Consider the following 20669-nt stretch of genomic DNA (forward strand, 5'->3'; position numbering starts at 1 on the left):
GCTGCGCGATCTCGCAGGGCGCCGACCGTTCGGCGCCCTCCTCAGTAGGTCCCGACGAGATCCACCAGAAACGTCCGCCCATTCTGGGGCATCGTCCGGCTCTGGAACGTATCCGTCACGGGCACGAGCACGCGGCGGTCGGCGATGTTGTACACGCCCACGACGTACCGAATTCCGTACGATTTCACCTCGCCCGACACCGTCACATCGCCGACCACCTGGGTCCCCGTCGCGCCGCCGCCCACGAGCAGGCGCGGCGCCTCCAGCGTCATGCGGAGTCCAAGCGACGCGATCGAGGGCACGACCGGAATCACGCCACGAAAGCCGGCGAGGTGCTCCGGTACATTGAGCACCCGCGGATCGGCGAGCGTCTCGTCGAGGTACGTTGCGCGCTGATATCCGTACGTCGCGGCGAGCATCCACCCTTTGCGCCATTCGCGCCGGATCTCGGCGTCCGCGCCGAGCACGAGCATGCCCGTGTCGCTGTTCGCGTATGCCACCGTGGGCCGCCCGGGAATCGGCTTCGTGAAGATGAGCCCGTCGATGTGGCTCCCGTGCACGGCCACGAGCGCCGCCCAGTCTTCGAGGAAACGTTGCGTGTACTCGATCTCGCCGGACCAGATCTTCTCGGCGTCGAGCTGCTGCGTGGGTTTTTCGTGGGACTGGCCGTTGTCGTTGTAGAGCTGCTCGTAAATGCTCGGCGCCCGGAATGCGCGGCCGCCCATCAGCTTGAGGGTGCCGTCTTTCACGGGCCGCGTGATGATCGCCGCGCGCGGCACGAACACCGCGCCGAACGTGCTGTACACGTCGATACGCAAGCCGCCGGAGAGCCGGAGCCACGGAAGCGGCGCGCCCTCCGCGAGCGCATACCCCGCGGCGAACCGATAAGGCTGCCGCTCGTCCAGGTATCGCTCCGTGGTCACGCGATTGACATCTTCGCGGCCCTGGAGCGTCGCCTCCGGGTGCCATTGCCCCTCGCCGCCCACCGTGACGCGCAGCCGCTGCCCCGGCGAATACACGAGCCGCGCCTCGCCGCCGAGCCACGTGCCCGCGAAATCCTCGATGTTGTCGACCTCGTCGTCGAACGCGTACGTCGCGTGATAGACGTAGCGATTCGCGTGCGCGCGGACGAGCAATTGCAGCGATTGCGTCAGGCGCGGCTCGAAGCGCGCCTCCAGCATCATGCGTGTATCACCGAACGAGGTCCGCGGATTGCCGACCGCCGTCGCGTACGCGCCGACCGGGATCGACTGCGTCCGATGATGGACGAGCCATTGCATCGTCGCCGGGCCCCAGTACGCGCGCCCGGCCGTGCCGCCCGCCTGGAAGGCCTCGACCCCGCGCGCCCGGTACGGCTCGGTTTGGCCCGTGATCGGCACCTCCAGATCGAAGCCGTCCGATTGCGCGCCCCACCCGCTCGCCCAGATCCCCTTGTCTTGCCCCTTCCGCAGGTGAAACCCGCCGCGCCCACGCAAGACCGCGCCGTCGTAGCTCCCGACGCCCACGTGCACGCCCGTGGGCTCCTCGCGCGAGCGCGTCACGAGGTTCACGATGCCCGAGAATGCGCCGGCGCCGTAGAGCAGCGATCCCGGGCCGCGCACGATCTCGATGCGGTCCACGTCGTGCAGATCGCCCCGGCCGTCCGAGCCGATGTACGAGCTGTTCAGGAGGTTGTCGTTGAGCGCCTGCCCGTCCGAGAGCACGAGCACGCGGCTTCCATAATCGTTTGGCTGGCCAATCGCGCGGATCGAGGCCGACGCGTACCCCCGGTCGTTCGCGATGGCCACGCCGCGCACGCCGCGAAGCGCCTCCGCGATCGTCGGATACCCGAACGCCGAGAGCTCGCGCCGATCGATCACCGTGACCGAACTCGGCGCGTCCTCGATCCGCTCGGCGAACCGCGACGCCGCCGTCACTTCGCGCAGCGGCACGAGGTCGAGCGTGCCGAGATCCACCTGCTCGCCCTGTCGCACCACGATGTCGCGCACCACGGGCGCGTGCCCGGGCAAACTCACGCGCACCTGCCGCGCGCCCGCGGGCACCTCGCGAATCACCGCGGGCGAAAAACCGGCCGCGCGCCCGTCGATGGTCACGAGCGCGCCCGCCTCCGTCGTCCCCACGACGACGATGCCCACCGGCGGCCGCAACGTGAGGCTCACCTCGGTCGTCTGGCCCGCCACCACATTCACCGGTCGCGCCGGCGCCGAGGCGCCCTCCGCGGTCACATAAAGCTCGTGCTTGCCCGGCGGCAGCGCGAGCTCACACGGCGCGACACACGCGGGCGGGCCCGACTCCTCGTCGACCCGCACCGCCGCGCGCGGCGCACCCGTCACGGCCACCTTCACTTTGCCGACGATCCGGACGAGCGAGAGCGAAACGCGCGCCTCGCTCCCCCGCTTGGCCACGACCTCCTCGCTCGTCGCGACCTCATACCCTGGGAGCTCGGCGATGATGCGGTATTTCCCCTCGTTGACGGCGAGCGGCCGCGGCGCGTGGCCGCGCGAGCCGAGATCCTTTCGATCGATGTAAATGGTGGCGCCGGGCGGATCCGTGACGACGTCGAGGATCGCCACGTTCGGCGCGAGGCGCGTGATCGCCGATTTCGAGGCCTCGATCGCCGTGGGATCCGTCTCCCCGGCGAGGGCGTCGACGTAATAGCGGTGCGCGTCGGGCCATTGCCGGAGCTGCTCGAACGAGCGCGCGATGTTGAACACGACGCGCCGGTTCGGGACGAGCCGGTTCGACAGCAAAAAATGCTCGAGCGCGCTGGTGTAATCGCCCTTCTGGTAATCGGCGGCGCCGAGCTGGAAATGGAGCTCGGCCTCGTCGGCGAGCCCGTCGGCGGAGGCGCGCGCCGCGCCGAAGAGCACGAGCGCGGCGGCGAAAATCGGTCCGAGGACACGAGGAGGCCTCATCAAAGACACACGTCACCGGCCCAGGTAAATGTCGCTCTTGCCCGGGGGCTTCGGCGCGGCGGATGCACGCGTCGTCGCGCGGGGCCAGGGCGCGAGGCCTCGGGAAGAACCGCTCGCGCTCGGGGCCGCCGGCGCGGCGCTCGGCGCAGGCACGTCCTCCGTCTCGGCCTGCCCCGTCGTGACCGCGGGCTCCGCGACCGGCGTATTCGTGGGCGAAATGCCGGGCGACGCCTGCCCCGGATTGGTTTGTCCTGCCGGGGTTTGTTCCACCGTTGTTTGTCCGGACCCTTCGGGCAACCGCAGCCCCACGAACGCGACGCTCCCGCCCACCACGAGCGCGAGGGCCGCCATGGCCACGAAGGCCAGCGCGCTCGAGCGTCGCTTCGGCGGCGTCGCCTGCGTGATCGCCGCGGGCGCCGACGAAGGCGCGCCGATCTGCATGGCGGCCGGCGTCTCGGCCGAGATCCCGAGCGCCGCGCCCGACCAGCGCATCGTCGGAGGTTCCGCCATCATGTGCGAACCCGCCTCCGCCAGCCCCCGCGGAGGAGCCGGAGGCGGCTGCGAGAGCGTCGGCGGGCGCGGCGGCAGGACCGAGACCCGCGCGCGCTCCGGCTCGGGCAGCGGCACCAGCATGCGCTCGTGGATCGCGGCGTTCGCCTCGCCGGGCGGGAGCAGCGCGATGAGCGCCGCGTGCATCTCTGCGGCGCTCTGGAAACGCTGCGTGGGATCGAGATCGAGGGCGCGATGCACGACCGCCGCCACCTCGGGCGGCACCCACGGCGCGAGCCGCTCCACGCGCTCGGCCGGCTCGGTGCAAATCGCGATGATGAGCTCCCCGAGCGCGCCGCTGTCCCGGTGCGGCGTCACGCCCGTGAGGGCCTGGTAGAGCACCACGCCGAGCGACCAGAGATCGGCGCGCCCGTCGATCTGCTTGTGCCCGCGCGCCTGCTCCGGCGCCATGTAGAGCGGCGATCCGAGCATGCTGCCGGTCTGCGTCAAGCTCGTCAGCTCGCCGGCCTCGGCCATGCTCTCGGGATCGGGGGCGAGCTTTGCGATGCCGAAATCCAGGATCTTGACCGTGCACTCGCCGGGCCTCGGGCCACGCGTGAGGAACAGGTTCGCCGGCTTCACGTCGCGGTGCACGATGCGCTGCGCGTGGGCCACGTCGAGCCCGCGGCAGGCCTGGACCACGATACGCACCGCGAGATCGGGGCGGATCGGGCCGAGCCGCTTGAAGAGCGCGCGCACGTCCTCGCCTTGGAGCACCTCCATCACGAGGAACGGCAGGCCCGAGTGGCCGTCGCGGCCCGCGTCGAGCGCGCGCACCACGTGCGGCGTGTCGAGGCCCCGCGCCGCGCGCGCCTCGCGTTCGAAGCGCCCGAGCAGCACCTCGTTCCGCGCGACCTCCGCGGTCACGACCTTCACGGCGACACGCGCGCCGCTCTGCGTATCGGTGGCCTCGTAGACGGCCCCCATTCCGCCTGCACCGAGCCTGCGTTCGATCCGGTATCGGCCGCCGATGAGGTCATTCATGCCAAGCGCGAAATCCACGCTAAGGGATCTCGCGCGTCGTCGCAAGGCTCGGGTTGACGCCCGCGTCGCCTTCGTGTTCGCATCGCGCGTATGCCGCCTCGCCTCGATCGATCCCTCGCGCCCCTCCTCGTGCTCGGTCTGACGAACGTCCTCGGCGGAACCGGCTGCACGCTCGAGCCGCAGGACGTGCCCACGGAGAGGCCGACGATGGTCGAGGATCCGCTCGTCTACGCCGATCCGCGTGTCGGCAGCGGCGGCTTCGGCTTCGCGAATGGCAGCGCCTTCCCCGGCGCGGCGGCGCCGTTCGGGCTCGCGAAGGTCGGCCCGGACACCCGCGGCCCCTACGATACCATCAATTTTTTGCATTACTCGGGCTACTGGGCCGGCGACGACCAGGTCCGGGCCTTTTCGCACCTGCACCTGCACGGCACGGGCGCGACCGATTACGGCATCCTCGGGGTGATGCCGATCGACGCGTTCGAGGCGTCCCGCTTCTCGGCGCCCGGCTACGAATCGCACTTCGACAAGGCGACGGAGAGGGCCTCGCCCGGGTATTACGAGGTCACCCTGGATCGGGGCTCGATCCACAGCGAGCTCACGGCGACGCGGCACGCGGCGCAGCATCGCCACGGGTATCCGGCCGGCACGAAGGAGGGGCACGTCGTCTTCGATCTCGATCATCACCTGGGCGGAGGCGAGGTCACGCAGGCCGAGTTCACGCTGGAGCCCGAGGCGCAACGTATCCGGGGCAAACTCCATCACGTGGGCGGGATGTCGGGCGGCTTCGGGGGCTACGATGTCTTCTTCGAGGCCCGGACGCGCGCGGCGTGGAAAGCGGCGCAGGTCTGGTCGAACGGCGACGCGCCCGCGGAGGGGACGAGCGGCAGCGGCACGAAGGTCGGCTTCGCGCTCTCCTTTGATCTCGGCGCGGACGCGGTGATCGAATTGAAGATCGGGCTCTCGTTCGTCTCGCTGGAGAACGCCACGGAAAACCTCGAAACCGAGATCCCGGACTGGGATTTCGAGGGCACGCGGGCAAAGACGGCCACGGCCTGGAGCGATCTGCTCGGCCGCATGAAGCTCTGGGGCGGCACCGAGACCGAGCGGCGCATCTTTTATTCGTCGCTCTACCGCGCGTTCCTCATGCCCACCGCGTCGAGCGACGTCGACGGGAGTTACCTCTACGGCGGAGAGCAGCGCACCGCGGACGGTTTTTCCTTCCTGACCGATCAATCGCTCTGGGACACCTACCGCACGGTGACCCCGTTTTATTCGCTCGTCGCGCCCGAGGCCGCACGCGACACGGTCCGATCGCTGCATGCCATGGCCGAGATCTCCGGCTTCTTCCCGAAATGGCCCATTGCCACGGGCGAAGCGGGCACGATGATCGGGGCCAGCGCCGACGTGGTGCTCGCCGACAGCTACATCAAGGGCGTGACCGATTTCGACGCCGAGGGCGCCTACGCCATCGCGCGCCGGGCCGCGGTCGATCCGGTCGATCCGCCCGGCGGGCGCGGCGGGCGTGGCCACGTCGTGCCGTACATGGAGTATGGTTACGTGCCGTCGAGCGTCGGCCGCTCGGCCTCGCACACGCTCGAATACGCGCACGACGACCTCGCGCTTGGCCTCTTCGCGAAGGCGCTGGGCTTGACGGACGACGCGACCATGTTCACCGAACGCGCGAAAAACCACCGAAATCTCTTCGATCCCGCGACGGGCTTCATCCGCGCCAAGGACGAGGCCGGCAGCTTCGTCGAGAGCCCTTACAACCCGTACTCCATCTCGGACCATTACGCCGAGGCGAACGGCTGGCACAGCCTCTGGGCGCAGCACGACATCCCCGGGATCGCCGAGCTCCTCGGCGGGCAAGCGCCGTTCGTCGAGAAGCTCCAGCGCTTCCTCGAGGAATCCATCGCCGACCTCGAAGAGCGCCCCATCGAGGACAATTTTGCGTCGGCGGCGCCGCGGAATGCCTACTGGCACGGCAACGAGCCGGACATCCACGCGGCCTATGGATTCGCGCAGGTCGGCCGCGCGGACCTCACGCAGAAATACGTCCGCTGGGTGGCGAACGCTCATTACACGGACAAACCCAGCGGCCTCGCCGGCAACGACGACGGCGGCACCCTCTCCTGCTGGTACCTCTTCACGGCTGCCGGCTTCTATCCGATCCCCGGCACCGATCGGTACATCCTCGGCACGCCCTTCTTCCCCCGCCTGGAGATCGCCGTGAAGGGAGGCACGATCGTCGTCGAAGCCCCCGCGGTCTCGGCCCAGAACATCTACGTGCAATCCGTCACCTGGAACGGTGTCGCGCTCGACAAACCCGAAATCCTCCACGGCGATCTCGCCCAGGGCGGCACGCTCCACTTCGAGATGGGCCCCGCCCCCGGTCCCTTTGGCGTCACCACGCCCTGACAAACCATTTCAACGACATGAACGCCCCCCTCCCCTCCGTCTCACCGCGGCACGTGCTCGCCGCGGCGAAGAGGCTCGCGCCGAGCGGCCTCATTCGAACCACCCCGCTCGATCCGAGCCTGCCGCTCTCGGCCATGATCCCGGCGGACGTCTTCCACAAGCTCGAGCTCTTCCAGCCCACGGGCTCGTTCAAGGTGCGCGGCGCGGCGAACAAGCTCCTGCGGTTGCGCGACGAGGAGCAAGAGGTCTTTCGGCGCGGGTTCGTGGCCGCCTCGGCCGGCAACCACGGCCTCGGCCTCGCCCACGCCGCCGCCAAGCTCTCCGCGCGCGCGACGCTCGTCGTGCCCCGCACGGTTTCTCCCGCCAAGCTCGAATCGCTCTGGCGTTACCCCGTCGAGCTCATCGTCTCCGTGGGCAATTACGACGTCGCCGAGGCCGACGGCCGGCGTATCGAGGCCGAGCGCGGGCTCACGTTCGTCTCGCCCTATAACGACGCCGACGTCATCGCCGGCGCGGGCACGGTCGGCCTCGAGATCCTGGCCGACCTCCCCGACGTGGATCTCGTCCTCGTCCCCGTCGGCGGTGGCGGCCTCGCCGCGGGCATCGCGCTCTACGTGAAATCGATCGCGCCCCGCACCCGCGTCGTCGGCGTGCAAAGCGAGGCCTCGCCCGCCATGCACAAAAGCCTCGCCGCGGGCCACGTCACCGAGGCCGAGGAGCTGCCGAGCCTTGCGGACGGTTTGGCCGGGAACGTCGAGCAGGGCTCGATCACGTTCGACCTCTGCCGGCGCTTTCTCGACGATCTCGTCCTCGTCACGGAGGCCGAGATCGCCGAGGCGATGCGCCATTTCCTGCGCGAGGAGCGCCTCGTCGTGGAGGGCTCGGCCGCCGTGGGCGCCGCGGCGTTGCTCGCGGGAAAGATCGATCTCGCCCGGACCGGCGTGGCGCGGCCGCGGGTGGTGAATGTCGTTACCGGGCGCAACGTATCGGAAGCAACGCTCCGCGCCATTCTTTCGCCTCCGGAGGCAGGACGAAACGAAGCCTGAGCCTTGACAAGCCCGCGAACATTCGCCCACCATCGGATGTCATCGAGGGGGGGGAACCATGCTCGAGGCGTCCACGATATCCATCGTCCACGACGACGCCCGCCGCGCGGGCCGCGACGCCGCGGACGAGCTCATCGACGTGATGGGCGGCCGGCCCGATTTCGTCTTGCTCTTCGCGTCCGCGAAATACGACGGCCGCGCCATGCTCGACGGCCTGCGCGGCCGCCTCGGCAGCGACGCGCGGATTGCGGGGTGTTCGAGCCTCGCCGAGATCGACGGTCGCGGCGGCCTCACGGAGTCCGTCACGGCCATGGGGCTCAGGCTCGGCAGCGCATTGCGCGTGACGCCGCTCCTCGACGTATCGAACGACGGGGACGATCGCGCGCTCGGGCGGCGCCTCGGCGAGCGCGCGCGGGCCCTCGCACCAAGCCTGCTCCTCATGTTCTACGATAGCCTGCGTGTCAACGGGCCGTACGTCCTCCGCGGCCTGCAGGACGTGCTCGGCGCGACGTTCCCCATGGTCGGCGGAGGCGCCGGGAATCTCGGGCAGTTCGACCGAGCCTACCAGATAGCCGATGGAGGGGTGGTCTCGGGCGGCGCGTCCGTCGTGGTGTTCTCGGGGCCCATTCGGATCGCGACGGCGGCGCGCAGCGGCTGGATTCCCGTCGGCGGGGAGCACCGGATCACCGGGGTCGAGAAGGGCAACGTCGTGCGGACGATCGACGATCGCCCGGCGCTCGAGCTTTATCAGGAGTACCTCGGCGCCCGCGCGGTCGCCGTGGCCTCGCTCGCCGTCGAATTCCCGCTCGCGGTCGTGGGCGGCCTCGAAGGCACATACCGACCGGCCGAAGGCGAAATCGCCGTGCTCCGGGCCGTCGCCGGGATCGATATCCAGCGCAAAGCGCTCATCCTCGGCGGGGATGTGCCCGAGGGCACGCTCGTGCGCATGACGACCGGGACGCGGGACGACGTGATCCGAGCGGCCGAGGTGGCGACGGAGCGAGCCCTGCGTGCCATGCCAAACCCCTCGTGCGCGCTCCTCTTCGATTGCGTGGCGCGCAAGCTCGTGCTGGGCACGAGGTACCGCGACGAGCTCCACAAGCCGCTCGAACGGCTCGGGTCGATCCCGAAGGCCGGGTTTTACACGCACGGCGAGCTGTCCCCGGTCGACGGCGTCAGCATGTGCCACAACGAGACCTTCACCCTTGCGCTGCTCGAGGGCTAGAGGCCATGCGTTGCAAGTCCTGCGTTCTCGAACGGGAAGACGCGATGCACTCCCTCGACGATTTTTGGGAGCAGCTCGGGGGCTGCGACGAATGCCCGCTGCAATGCGGCGAGGGCGCCTCGCCGATCGTGCGTCTGCTCGTGACGCGCCACCACGAGGCCGCGCGGGCACACCGAAAACTCGGGCAAAGGGCGCGCGCGGCGGAGGCCGCGGTGCGGGATCTGGAGGCGACTGCCGAGCGGAACGAGGAGCGGCTCGCCACGCTCGCGCATCTGCAAAAAGCGAGCGCCGAGGAGGCCGAGGCCGCGCTTCAAGCCGAGATGGATCTCGTCGCCCAGAAAGAAGCGGCGATCCTCGCCCTCTCCACGCCGATCCTCCACGTGCTCGACGGCGTCGTGGTGCTGCCGCTCATCGGCGAGCTCGACGCGCGCCGCGCCGAGATGATGACGAACGCGCTGCTCGACGAGGTCGCGCGTTCGTCGGCGCGGCACGTGGTCGTCGATTTGACAGGCATTCACGCGATGACGGCCGAGACCGCGGAGCACCTGCTTCGGGTCGCGCACGCAGCGCGCCTGCTCGGCGCCGAGGTCGAGCTCTCGGGCCTGCGCGCGGACGTGGCCCGCACGGTGATCGAGCTCGGCGTGGATCTTTCGCGGATCCGGACGCGATCGAGCCTGAAGCAGGCCATCGCGCACGCCTCACGCACCCCGCGCGCGGCCCGCACGTAAAACCTTTTTATTCGATCGCGTCCGTCGACCGCGCGCGCTCGCGCAGCAAGAACTTCTGGATCTTGCCGGTCGAGGTCTTGGGGAGCGGGCCGAAGACGACCTTCCGCGGCGCCTTGAAATGGGCGAGGTGTGTCCGGCAAAACGCGATGAGATCCGCCTCCGTGATGGCGGCGCCCTCCTTCGTCTCGACGAACGCGAGCGGGGTCTCGCCCCATTTCGGATCCGGCGCGGCGACGACGGCCGCGGCGAGCACGGCGGGGTGCCGATAGAGCGTGTCCTCCACCTCCAGCGAGGAGATGTTTTCCCCGCCCGAGATGATGATGTCCTTCGAGCGATCCTTGATCTTCACGTACCCGTCCGGCTGGAGGACGGCGAGATCGCCCGAATGGAACCAGCCGCCCCGGAAAGCCTCCTCGGTGGCGCGCGGGTTCTTCAGGTATCCCTTCATGACGATGTTCCCGCGGAACACGACCTCGCCCATGACGTCCCCATTTTCGGGCACGCGCTCCATGGTCTCGGGATCCATCACGGTGAGCCCCTCCTCGACGAGGTAACGCACGCCCTGGCGGCCCATGCGCTCCGTGCGATGGCTGATGTCGAGCGCCGCCCAGTCCTCGTGCTTCTCGCAGACGGCGGCGGGCCCGTAGGTCTCGGTCAAACCATAGACGTGCGTGAGATCGAAGCCCATCCGCTCCATGCCCTCGATCATCGCCGCCGGCGGCGCCGCCGCGGCTACCATGGCATGGACACGGTGCCCGATCCCCTCCCGGAGCGCGGGATCGGCGTTCACCAGCATCGCGTGCACGATCGGCGCGCCACAATAATGCGTCACCCGGTACTCGCGGATCGCCTCGAAGACGTGGCGCGCGTCGACCTTTCGAAGGCAAACGTTCGTCCCGGCGTTCGCCGCCACCGTCCAGGTGAAACACCAGCCATTGCAGTGGAACATGGGCAACGTCCACAGGTACGTGGCGTGCTTCGGCATGCTCCAGGTGACGATGTTGCCAATGGCATTCAGATACGCGCCGCGGTGGTGATAGACGACGCCCTTGGGATCGCCCGTCGTCCCCGAGGTGTAGTTGAGCGAGATCGCCTCCCACTCGTCCTCGGGCATGCGCGGCGAAAAGGAGGGATCGCCCTCCGCGAGGAAGGCCTCGTATTCGAGCGCGCCGATGCGCTCGCCCGGCCCCTCGTACATCGGATCGTCCACGTCGACGACGAGCGGCTTCGATTGCGCGAGCGCGAGCGCCTGCTTCGCCATCCCCGAAAGCTCACGATCGACGAGGAGGACCTTCGCCTCCGCGTGATCCAGCATGAACGCGATCGTAGCCGCGTCGAGGCGCGTGTTCAGCGTGTTCAGCACCGCGCCGGTCATCGGGACGCCAAAATGCGTATCGAGCATGGCCGGGATGTTTGGCAGGAGCACGGCCACCGTGTCCCCCACGCCGATCCCGCGCCGCGTGAGCGCCGAGGCGAGCCGCCGCGCGCGCTCGTACGCCTCGGACCAGGTCAAACGGATGCGGCCATGCACGATGGCAACGCGCTCCGGGTACACCGCCGCCGCGCGCTCGAGGAACGTGATCGGCGTCAGCGGCGCGTAGTTCGCCTTCGTTCGAGGCAATTCTTCGTAAGGGTTCCGGTTCGTGCTCATGCTCGGCGCGGGAGCGTATCACGCCTCCCACTGTTCGAGCGCGCCTCGTAGCGCCGAGACGGACGCGCTCCGCAGATACACGACCGGCGCGTCGTCGATCCCAAGGTTTTGCACCTGATCCCGGAGCGCGTGCGAGACCATGGTCACCATGATGATGACGAGCGCGACCTTCCCCACGTCGCGACGCACCCCTTTCGGCACGCGCGTCTCGTAGTGCTTGAGGGTCAAGCCGTGCTTCTCGGCGACGTCACGGTACCTGTCCGACATTCCGCCGCTGCCGCCGATCACGAGCACGGTCCGACCACCACGCGAATCCTTCTCGACCTCTCTGGCAAGGGCTTCTCGGCTCATGCCAGGCGTCCATCGCAAGCCCCGGGCCAGCAAGGACGATCGCGATTTCCCCGCATTTCGCAGGGTGACGCGTTTTATTCCCGGTCAAAATGTCGACCCGCCCGAAGCGCGCTCTGACAAGCTGGCAAGGAGGGGGTCTCCGTGGCGAACGATACGCTCAGCGTGACGTCACGCCGGCCCGAGCCATTGCGCCGCGGTTTCGATGAGCCGCCGGTGATCCGGCACCTGCTCCAGAAAACTTCGCCGGAAGCGCCGGTCGCCGATCTTGTCGGCCTTCTCCAGAAGGCGCCGCCGCGCCTCGCCGAGGCGGCGCTTGGCATCGGCCTCCTGGCCGGTGCCATGCAGCGCGAGGGCCTGCACGAGCCGCGTCAATGCCTCGCCATCCTCGATGCCGCCAATCCGGTCGAGGTGGCTCGCCGCCTCGCTCGCAGGCGCCAATGCGGCGACCGTGTGGCCCTCCGCGAGCAGCGAGCTCGCCAGCACCGCGAGCGCATACGCGCGCTGGGCCGGGATGTCCTCGGCCTCCTCCGCGGCCGTGCGCGCGAGCGTCACCGCCCCGACGTGATCGCCCTGCATCGCCCGGATCCGCGCCGCGTGCACGAGCAGGCCCGCCTCGCGGCGCCGATCCTTGCGCTGGCGCGACGTCTCGAGGGCCGCCTCGATGATCGGCAGCCCCTCGGCGTCGCGGCCGAGGTGCGCGAGGCAATACCCGAGCGCGCCCTGGGCGAACGGGACGAAATCGAGCTGCATGGGCTCGGCCACGGCGACGGCCCGCCGCAAGCCGAAACAGGCCCGATCGTAAGCGCCGAGGTGCATGTACGCGAGCCCGACGTTCGTGCGCTGCACACAGGCGTTGCGGACGTCGCTCGCTTCCGTGAAACCGTCCACGGCGGCCTCGACGCGGCGCAGATACGCCGCCGGGTCCCCTTCGAAGATGGCGATCTCGGCCCGGGCCGCGGCGAGCCAGGCCCGCAGGAATGGGCCCACGGCGCCCGCCCGCGCGACGCGGCTGTGGGCGTCCCGCGCGAGCTTGCGGCCGAGCGGCGGGACGCCCGCGCGGATGACGAAAATGGCGAGCCGGCAGGCGCTCACGAGGTGCGCCTCGGTCGTGACGCCCTCCTCCTCTTCGAGCTGGACGAGCTCGTCGACGCGCGCGAGCAGGCGATCCTTTCGTCCGAGGTAGCCGTACGCGATGACGAGGTGCCCGAACGCGGCATGCCAGCCGTTCGAGCCACGCGCCATGCGGGCCATGGCCTCCTGCGCCGCGCGCGCGGCCTCGCTGTAATGGCCGAGCCAGCGATGCGCGATGGCGAGCACGAGCCAGGCCTTGCCGCGGACGTCCTCGCTCTCGCCTGGCACTTCGAGCGCAATCTCGGCCCAGCGAATCGCGTCGCCGAGGGCGTTCACGTCGAGCGCCTCCTCGGCGAGCTTGACGGGATCCTCGTCCGTCTGGCTTCGGCTCTCCGGGCCGCCCCATTCGGTCCGAGACGCCGGGAGCGGGGTCAAGACGGGCACGCGCGGCCGCTGCGGCGTTGCGGCGGGGCGTGGCGGCATGGGGGGCGGCGGGCGGTTGACCCGGACGTACCCACCGCCATCGTCGGCATGGTGCGCGGCAAACCCCTCGGCGAGGTCGTGCACCGGCGCGTCGAGGACCGGATCCTCGATCGGGACGACGTCCACGAGCCCCGGCACCGCGAGCTGCCCCGCGTGCGGCGCCGCGTGCCCGACGAGCAGGCGCGCGCCGCCGTGGGCCTCGCAGAGGGCGTCACGAAAATCGAGGATCGTGGCGAAGCGCTCTTTGAGGTCGCGGGCGAGCGCGCGCGCGACCACGGGCGCGAAGGGCCACGCGGCTTTGGGCGCGACGAAGTCGAGCGAAGGCGGCGGTTCGGACGAGACGATCTTCGCGAGCAGCCTGGCGAGGCCCTCGGCGCCGAAGGGCTGCACGCCCGAGAGCATCTCGAACGTGACGACGCCCATCGCCCAGACGTCCGCGCGCGTGTCGACCTTCTCGGCGAGGACCTGCTCGGGGGCCATGTACTGCGGCGTGCCGAGCAGCATGCCGAGGCGCGTGAGGCTCTGCTTGCCCGGTTCGTGGAGCTTGGCGAGGCCGAAGTCGATGATCTTCGGGATGATCTCGCCCGAGGGCGAACGCGAGAGGATCACGTTCTCGGGCTTGAGATCGCGGTGGATGATGCCGGAGGCGTGCGCGGCCGCGATGCCGCTCATCACGGGCACGAGGATCGCGAGGGCCTCGTCGGGTTCGAGCGGCCCGCGCGCGTCGAGGTGCTCGCGCAAGGTCTGCCCGACGAGCAGCTCCTGCACGAGGTAAAACGCGCCGTCGCGGCGGCGGCCGACCTCGAGCACGTTCACGATGTTCGGGTGCTGCACACGCGCCGCGGCCTGCGCCTCGCGGCGGAAGCGGGCCACCATCGAGGGGTCGGTGGCGTAGTGCGGGTGCATGAGCTTGAGCGCGACCTTGCGCTCGATGAGCGTGTCCCACGCCTCGAACACCGTGCCCATGCCGCCCGAGGCGATGACCCGTTGGAGGGCAAACTTGTCGGCGACGACGGTGCCCGGCGAGAGGGGGATGGTGCTCGGCGGCGCGATGGATCGCGGCTCGGGATCGAGGTCGGGCAGCGCGTCGTCGGGGCGCATGCCCGGGGCCCTTTCGCCCTGCTCGTTCCGATCGTCGCCCACGGACGTGCTCCTCTCGGTTTTCCCTGCGAAACGCGCGGCGCCGTTATACCCAGGCGCGAGCGGTAGGGGAAGCGGGGTCAGGCTCGTTCTGGGGACGCCGCCGCGCTGGGGCGTCGCCCCAGGCCCCAGAAGGGGGCTATCCACCCCCTTCACCCCGAACCAGCGCAAGCGCTGGACCCGGGGTCGATGAACTGCGCGATGCGCAGTTCATCGAACAGGCCGTGGCAAGAGCGGCGACGTTCCTGCCGCTCCGGCCCTCGGGACGGAGAGGCAGAGGCCATCGACAAGCTCTCCGGCCCGATGATGCTCACGGTCCGAAAGAGCAACGAGGTTGCGAAGAAACTCTACCTGAGCGAGGGTTTCGTGCCCACGAGCTTCGCGGAGGAAGGGCGGCTTCATACGGGTCCGCGACCAGGAACGAGAACCGTGGAGGTTTCTCCATGAACGAGATTGTCAGACCGACGTTCGAGCAGTTCCCCAAGATCCCGCGCCTCAACCGGCTGTGCGTCGCAACGGAGAAGATCGACGGGACCAATGGGTGCATCTACATCGGCGAGCCCGTCCCCCATCGCGCCGGTGGGCCGACCCCGACGATCATCCTCGCGGGGTCCAGGAGCAAGTGGATCACGTCGCAGGACGACAACTTCGGCTTCGCGCGCTGGGTCGAGGAGCATCGCGAAAAACTCATCACCGGCCTCGGGCCGGGCCTGCATTACGGCGAGTGGTGGGGAGCGGGCATTCAGCGGCGCTACGGCTTGAAGGAGAGGCGCTTCAGCCTCTTCGACACCCACCGCTGGGAGGACGACGCGGTGCGTCCGGCGTGCTGCGGCGTCGTCCCAGTGCTGGCGCAGGGTATGGACATCCGCACCGTCACCGAGGAGGCGCTGGCCATTCTCCGCAAGGAGGGTTCGCGCGCCGCGCCCGGCTTCATGCAGCCCGAGGGCGTGGTCATCCTCCACTCGGCCTCGGGCGGGTTGTTCAAGGTCACGCTGGAGAAGGACGAGGCCCCGAAGGGGCGGGGCAAGGAGTAGCCATGAACAAGAGAGCGACGGCCTTCGAGGTGAGGCCGCCGCCGCGCTGGGGCGTCGCCCCAGGCCCCAGAAGGGGGCTCTCCGCCCCCTTCACCCCGGACCAGCGCAAGCGCTGGACCCGTGTTCGATGACCTGCGCGATGCGCAGCTCATCGAACAGGCCGAGGCAAGACGGCGACGTTCCTGCCCATCGAGACGGTAGGCCGAGCCCCCTACGGCCGAATCCCGAGCAGCGAGAGCGCATCCGACCAGAGGGGCCAGAGCGTGCGGTCGGGGTGGGCCATCAGCACGATCGCGCCATTGTCGAGGCGCCGGACGTACGCCGGCGTGTGCTCCTCGATGAAGCGGATGTGCTCCTCGGTCACGGGGATCATTTCCCGCTCGTCGGCGGGGGATCGTCCGATTTCATCGATCAGGCGAGAGAGCTCCCATTGCATGGCTTCCCATGTGGGATGTAGCTTCTCTTGGGCCGCCTCGAGGGCCTCGATCAAGACCTTGGGAGGCAGGTCGAGCGCTGCGAGCACTTGTTCGCGCGCCAATCGTTCTTCATCGATGATCCAGACGCTGCTCCCGCGCGGCGACGCTTCGACGCGCGCCCGGAGCACGTCGAGGGGAGAGTTCACGGCGAGATCGATCCGCTCCTTGTCGTGGAGGCGCATCCACGTCAGCGCGAGATCGCGGCCGGGATATCCATCCGCGTGGTAGGTCCCCGCCATGGTCATGGGAGCGCCCCAGTCCGGCCCTTCGCCACAGCCGCCTGTCGTGATGGCTGGGCTCGCCGTGCAAAACCGAACGAGCAGGTCGTAGCTGTCGATCAGCGCGATTTTCCAAGCGACCCCGGCCTCCATGGCCAGGGACGAGGGACCTCCGTGTTTCAGCCGCGGCAGCTCCGCCGGCAGGAGGAAGCCCTCCTCGAACCCCTTGTACCAGAAACCGATGTCGAGCGCGCTGCCTCCGCATCCGCCCAGGAAGAATTTATCTGCCTTCCAATCCAGTTGCACGTTGACACGGAATGCAAGCTCACGGCCGGACGCCGCCCGAAAATCGTCGAGCTGCGCGCTGTTGCACCCGTATTTCTCGTACCCTGGGCGCTTCAACTCGGCCGCTTGCTCCGGGGGCAGGAGATACTCCGTGTCATCGTCGCCCATGACCATGAAACGCGATACGAGCCAATGCCCAGACGCGCCCACCAAGGTCGACAAGGCCGACGCGAAGGCCTCGAAACGTTTGCCCTCGGGGCACCACGCCAGGAACGTCGGCCAAGGCCTGGGGCCCTCGCCCGCTGGCTTGCGGTTCCACTTTCTTCTCATAACTCCACCACGTGGACGACGAGCTCGACGTTCTTCGCTCCGGTTACCTTCACGAGCTCTCCTGTGGCTGTGCTGGTCAACTTCCCACCTTCTCCGATCTTAAAACCCTCCTTGAGCCTCCCGCCAGCCGGAATGACAATCTGCGCCCGCTCCACGAAGCCGGCAACGTTTTTCTTGCCCAGCGCGGCCATCACGTTGTTGAACTGCTCGAGCGCCTTCGGCACGTTGACGGTGCTCTTCGGGCCGACGAACTTCGAGTCGCTGAGGACGAACCCGCCGTTCGGCGAGACCGTGAGGAAATCGCAGGCCCTGGAGACGCCCCGAACCTGGGCGCTCGGGAGGATACCTACCACTTGGCGCACTTCGCCGTCCCCCAGCGCGAGCATCTTGTGTCCCTCCTTCTTGATCAAGTGGAGCGCCACGTCTCGCTCGAACACGTGCTCGAGTTTCTCGCTGAGCTTGAAGGCCCCGCGTTTGATCCCTCTCCACTCTTTGATCCGACTCTTGCTCAGCGCCTCGACGAGCTCCGGTCCGAACTCCACGACGCCCTGCGCCGTCGCCTTCCCGACCGCGCCGATCGGCGCATTCTTCATGCCCTTGTGGAACGCGACGCCCGCCCCCACGCCCGTCCCGACCGCCGAGAAGATCCGCTCGCCGAGCGATAGCTCCCTCCCGTCGGGCAAACACAACTCCTTCCCCGTCACCGCCTCGCACAAATCGAGCGCCGCCCCCACGTACGGCACGAACCCGATCCCGATCCGCGTCGCCGCGTGCGTCATCGTCACCATCACGTCGACGTAGGGCGCCGCGACGTCGCCGAGCTCCGACACCCCCGCGGAAAACCCCCGGATCATCTGGAAGAGGTGCGTCTTCTCCAGATCGATCGTGCCCCCGTCACCGCCCCCCATTGCATTGAGCGCGTCCTTCAACTGCTCCGCGTGCGCGCCGTACAGGTTCTTCAAGACCCCGTCCACCTGCGCGCGCACGTCCGCCGGCACCTGCGAATCCAGGAACCAATCCGCGGCGTCCATGTAATGCTTGAGGTGGTTCGTCACCTTGTTCTGCGCGTTCAAGAACGCGCTCATCTCGGCCTGCGTCACGCCCGAGCCCGACAGCAGCGCCTTTTCGATCGCTGCCTGGTTCGCCCGCCACGCGCGTACCGTCGCGACGAACGAGCCGCGATCGACGACTTTGCCCCCCGAGACGTCCTCCTCAAGCGCCGCGATCACCGCGTCCGCGTAGGCCGCATAAGGATCGTTCCCCGGCTCGAACGCGCCCGGCACACCCGAAAGATCCGGGATGTCGACCGAGGGCGTCCCGCTCGGGCCGAGCCCGTAATGGAACGGATCGTCCGGATCGAACCCATCGGCGCGCGCGTCCGCCGTCAGGAAGTCCGCCACCGCGTCCGCCTGCGCGCCGAACTCCGCGGCCAGGCTCGCGAGCTCGTTTTGCAGGTCGACGACGCTCTGCTTCAAATCGTCGATCAACTCTTTCAGCGCCGCCCGCGTCGCCTCGTCGACGACGCCCGTGTATCGATCGAGGATCGCGTCGAGATCCACCTGCGAAATCTCATCGAGCGGCCTCTGCACCAGATCGTGCAGCTCCAGATCGAGCTCCCGCAAGAAGCTCAGCCGCTCGTCGAGATCCGCGATCGCCGACGCGTTCGCGAGGAGCGCCTCTCGCTCGTGCGCGATGGCCACTTCCAGGTTCGTGATGGCCTGCGCGAGCGGTGGGTTGATCTCGGCAAGCGCGAGGCCGACCTGCGTGCTGCCGCTGAAGGCCGTCCCATCGCGGCGGACGTTGAACAGCGGCTTCTGAATTCCGAGCGTCGGCGCGACGAGCGTCACGATATTCTGCGAATGGACGCAGGTGTTGTTGCCGGTGGAGGCACTGACCCCGAACGAGAACTCATTCGCGCCCATGCGCAGCAGCACGGAATCGAATGGGGCCTCCGCCACGTTCCTCCGCGAACCGTCGGGGCTCGCGAAGTAGGCCCCGGGCACCTCGAAGGTGGCCAGCGGCATCCCATTCCCGTGGAAATAGGCGCCCCCTTCCATGCCGAGCCTGGCGTCCTCGCAGGAGTTGCTCTCCTGGTGCATCTCCCAATGCACGGTATACGGCGTCCCCGCGAGCGCCGTCATCGGAAGGACACATGCAAGGAGCAGGACCGCCAGGCAAAGAAACCTCTTCATAACCCCTCCGTGCTTTCGAGCGTATCGAGCTCCGCCGCCATCGCCGCGAACCGCTGCCGCAGCGGCTTGCACGCAGCCTCGCGGAACGAGGACGATCCCTCCGTGCAGAGCGGCTTCAACTGGAGCAGCGTCTTCAACGTTCGACGGCGCTTCGCCGCATCGGGCGACCCGAGCGCGTTCTCCGTCGCGCCGGCCTCGTCGAGCTGCGCGAGGAGCGCGCCGGTGTCCGCCTGAAATGCGGCGGAGGCCTGCGCGCTGCGCGACGCCATCGCATCTTCGCCCGCGTCCGGGCCAGCGCCGAGCAAGGCGAGCGCGTGCCGTCGCAAGACGAGCCCCGTCACGAGCGACGTCGCCGTCTTGTCGCTGCGCTTGACCCGCTGCTCCACGTATCCGAGCATCGCGTTGATCGACCGCTCTGCGCCCGACGTCATGTCCGGCATCGATGCGGCGTGCGCGGCCATGAATTCCGTGTGCGGCGCGATCGCCTCCTCCGACGTGAGCTCGAATTGCTGGATCTCCGCGGACAGCTCGAGCGCATGGAGCACGAGGTCGTTCGGCTTCGCGCTCGCGGCCTTCGCGGCGTTCAGGATCGCCTTCTCGACGTCGTCGATCGTATCGAGCGTCGTCGTTGACGCATCGCCCGCGAGCTTCTCGTACGCCGCTGTCTCGACCGCCTCGGTCGCGCGATAGCTCGAATACTCCGCGACGAGGTTTTTGTATGCGGCGCCGAGCGGCGAGGCGTCCTCCTTCGCGCCGTCGAGGACCGACCGCGCCGCGCTCATCGCTTGCTTGTCGATCGCGATCTCGGCGACGAGCGGGTCTTTCTCGGCGTTCGCTTTCTCCGCGAGCGCCGCCTTGAAATTCCCGATCGCGTCGACCGGCTCCTCCGATAGGATCTGCCGCTGCCTGCTCTTCGCTTGCCGGAGGAGGTCTCCCAGTCGGCCGTCCATACTCGCTCGATACGATTCCGCGCTCTGCGCGTTGACGCGCAAATAGAAGAGCACCTCGTCGATATCCGCGAACCACGCGTCGAGCTTGCTCCTGCTGCGGATGACCTCCTCGCGCGTCACGTCCTCCGGCCATTCGGCCCACATCTGGATGGGCAATGTTCCGTGGGCCTTCGCCTCCGCCCACGCGCTGCTCGGCCCGCGTTTCGTGCTCGTACAATACTCGCCCCCTTCGCTCGGCGACGCGCAGAATTGCCCCAGGGAGGGATCGTCGCCCGGGAAGCACGAGGACAAAGCCCCCGTCGCGGCGAGGAGCGCCGCGCGGAAGAAAGGTTTTGACTTCATGCCTATCGGATAACCGAAGGACCAGCGAAGAGCCAACCACGCATTTCGGCGTACGTCGACGGCATGAGCTGATTCCATTGTATTCTTCGCCGGATAGAAGCGCGCACGATATGCGGCCTTGACATCTCCTGCCGCCTATGGCCGAGCCGCGGGGTTATTCGTGACAATCGCTCGATGCGCGCCGTCGCCACGCGCATCACGCTCGCGATTTACCCCTCTTTTGCCCCGCCGCCGATGGAGCGTGCCTCCGGGGTGGCCGCGTCTGTTTCTACGCGGCAAAC

Annotated in this window: 13 protein-coding genes; 5 read left to right on the forward strand and 8 right to left on the reverse strand. The window is 68.7% G+C overall.

What is annotated here, in order from left to right:
* Window positions 1-41: 41 nt before the first annotated feature.
* On the reverse strand, window positions 42-2915 hold the full coding sequence (locus KEG38_RS39720; RefSeq protein WP_272425671.1) for a TonB-dependent receptor domain-containing protein: 2874 nt from the start codon (window positions 2913-2915) through the stop codon (window positions 42-44).
* A gap of 12 nt (window positions 2916-2927) precedes the next feature.
* On the reverse strand, window positions 2928-4448 hold the full coding sequence (locus tag KEG38_RS39725; protein ID WP_272425672.1) for a serine/threonine-protein kinase: 1521 nt from the start codon (window positions 4446-4448) through the stop codon (window positions 2928-2930).
* A 90-nt stretch (window positions 4449-4538) separates the two neighbouring features.
* Between KEG38_RS39725 and KEG38_RS39730 the strand changes: the two genes are divergently transcribed.
* From KEG38_RS39730 to KEG38_RS39745, 4 genes are read left to right on the forward strand one after another with little or no spacing between them, the layout of a single operon-like run.
* Window positions 4539-6866 (forward strand): GH92 family glycosyl hydrolase, encoded by a 2328-nt coding sequence (locus KEG38_RS39730; RefSeq protein WP_272425673.1) that lies wholly within the window; start codon window positions 4539-4541, stop codon window positions 6864-6866.
* Window positions 6867-6883: 17 nt separating this feature from the next.
* Complete coding sequence (locus KEG38_RS39735; protein ID WP_272425674.1) at window positions 6884-7912, forward strand: threonine ammonia-lyase; 1029 nt, start codon at window positions 6884-6886, stop codon at window positions 7910-7912.
* A gap of 58 nt (window positions 7913-7970) precedes the next feature.
* Window positions 7971-9137, forward strand: coding sequence for an FIST signal transduction protein (locus KEG38_RS39740; protein ID WP_272425675.1), 1167 nt, complete (start codon window positions 7971-7973; stop codon window positions 9135-9137).
* A 44-nt stretch (window positions 9138-9181) separates the two neighbouring features.
* Window positions 9182-9865, forward strand: a complete 684-nt coding sequence (locus KEG38_RS39745) for an STAS domain-containing protein (RefSeq protein ID WP_272425676.1) — start codon at window positions 9182-9184, stop codon at window positions 9863-9865.
* Window positions 9866-9872: 7 nt separating this feature from the next.
* On the opposite strand, the gene KEG38_RS39750 is transcribed toward KEG38_RS39745, so the two are convergent.
* The 3 genes from KEG38_RS39750 to KEG38_RS39760 form a co-directional block, all read right to left on the reverse strand.
* Window positions 9873-11516, reverse strand: coding sequence for an acyl-CoA synthetase (locus tag KEG38_RS39750; protein WP_272425677.1), 1644 nt, complete (start codon window positions 11514-11516; stop codon window positions 9873-9875).
* A gap of 18 nt (window positions 11517-11534) precedes the next feature.
* A complete protein-coding gene (locus KEG38_RS39755; protein ID WP_272425678.1) occupies window positions 11535-11867 on the reverse strand; it encodes a DUF2325 domain-containing protein in 333 nt (110 codons plus the stop codon).
* A gap of 168 nt (window positions 11868-12035) precedes the next feature.
* Window positions 12036-14564 carry a serine/threonine-protein kinase gene (locus tag KEG38_RS39760; RefSeq protein ID WP_272425679.1) on the reverse strand — a complete coding sequence of 843 codons (2529 nt, stop codon included), beginning with the start codon at window positions 14562-14564 and terminating at the stop codon, window positions 12036-12038.
* 440 nt (window positions 14565-15004) lie between these two features.
* Here KEG38_RS39760 and KEG38_RS39765 point away from each other — a divergent pair, with 440 nt between their 5' ends.
* Window positions 15005-15595, forward strand: coding sequence for an RNA ligase family protein (locus tag KEG38_RS39765; RefSeq protein WP_272425680.1), 591 nt, complete (start codon window positions 15005-15007; stop codon window positions 15593-15595).
* Window positions 15596-15806: 211 nt separating this feature from the next.
* On the opposite strand, the gene KEG38_RS39770 is transcribed toward KEG38_RS39765, so the two are convergent.
* From KEG38_RS39770 to KEG38_RS39780, 3 genes are read right to left on the reverse strand one after another with little or no spacing between them, the layout of a single operon-like run.
* Entirely contained in the window at window positions 15807-16904 is a 1098-nt protein-coding gene (locus KEG38_RS39770) for a hypothetical protein (RefSeq protein WP_272425681.1), read from the reverse strand.
* Window positions 16901-19096 (reverse strand): hypothetical protein, encoded by a 2196-nt coding sequence (locus tag KEG38_RS39775; RefSeq protein ID WP_272425682.1) that lies wholly within the window; start codon window positions 19094-19096, stop codon window positions 16901-16903. The genes KEG38_RS39770 and KEG38_RS39775 overlap by 4 nt, the downstream gene beginning before the upstream one ends.
* Entirely contained in the window at window positions 19093-20388 is a 1296-nt protein-coding gene (locus KEG38_RS39780; RefSeq protein ID WP_272425683.1) for a hypothetical protein, read from the reverse strand. The genes KEG38_RS39775 and KEG38_RS39780 overlap by 4 nt, the downstream gene beginning before the upstream one ends.
* Window positions 20389-20669: the final 281 nt, after the last annotated feature.

The organism is Polyangium jinanense, from assembly GCF_028435265.1.
Lineage (GTDB): Bacteria > Myxococcota_A > Polyangia > Polyangiales > Polyangiaceae > Polyangium > Polyangium jinanense.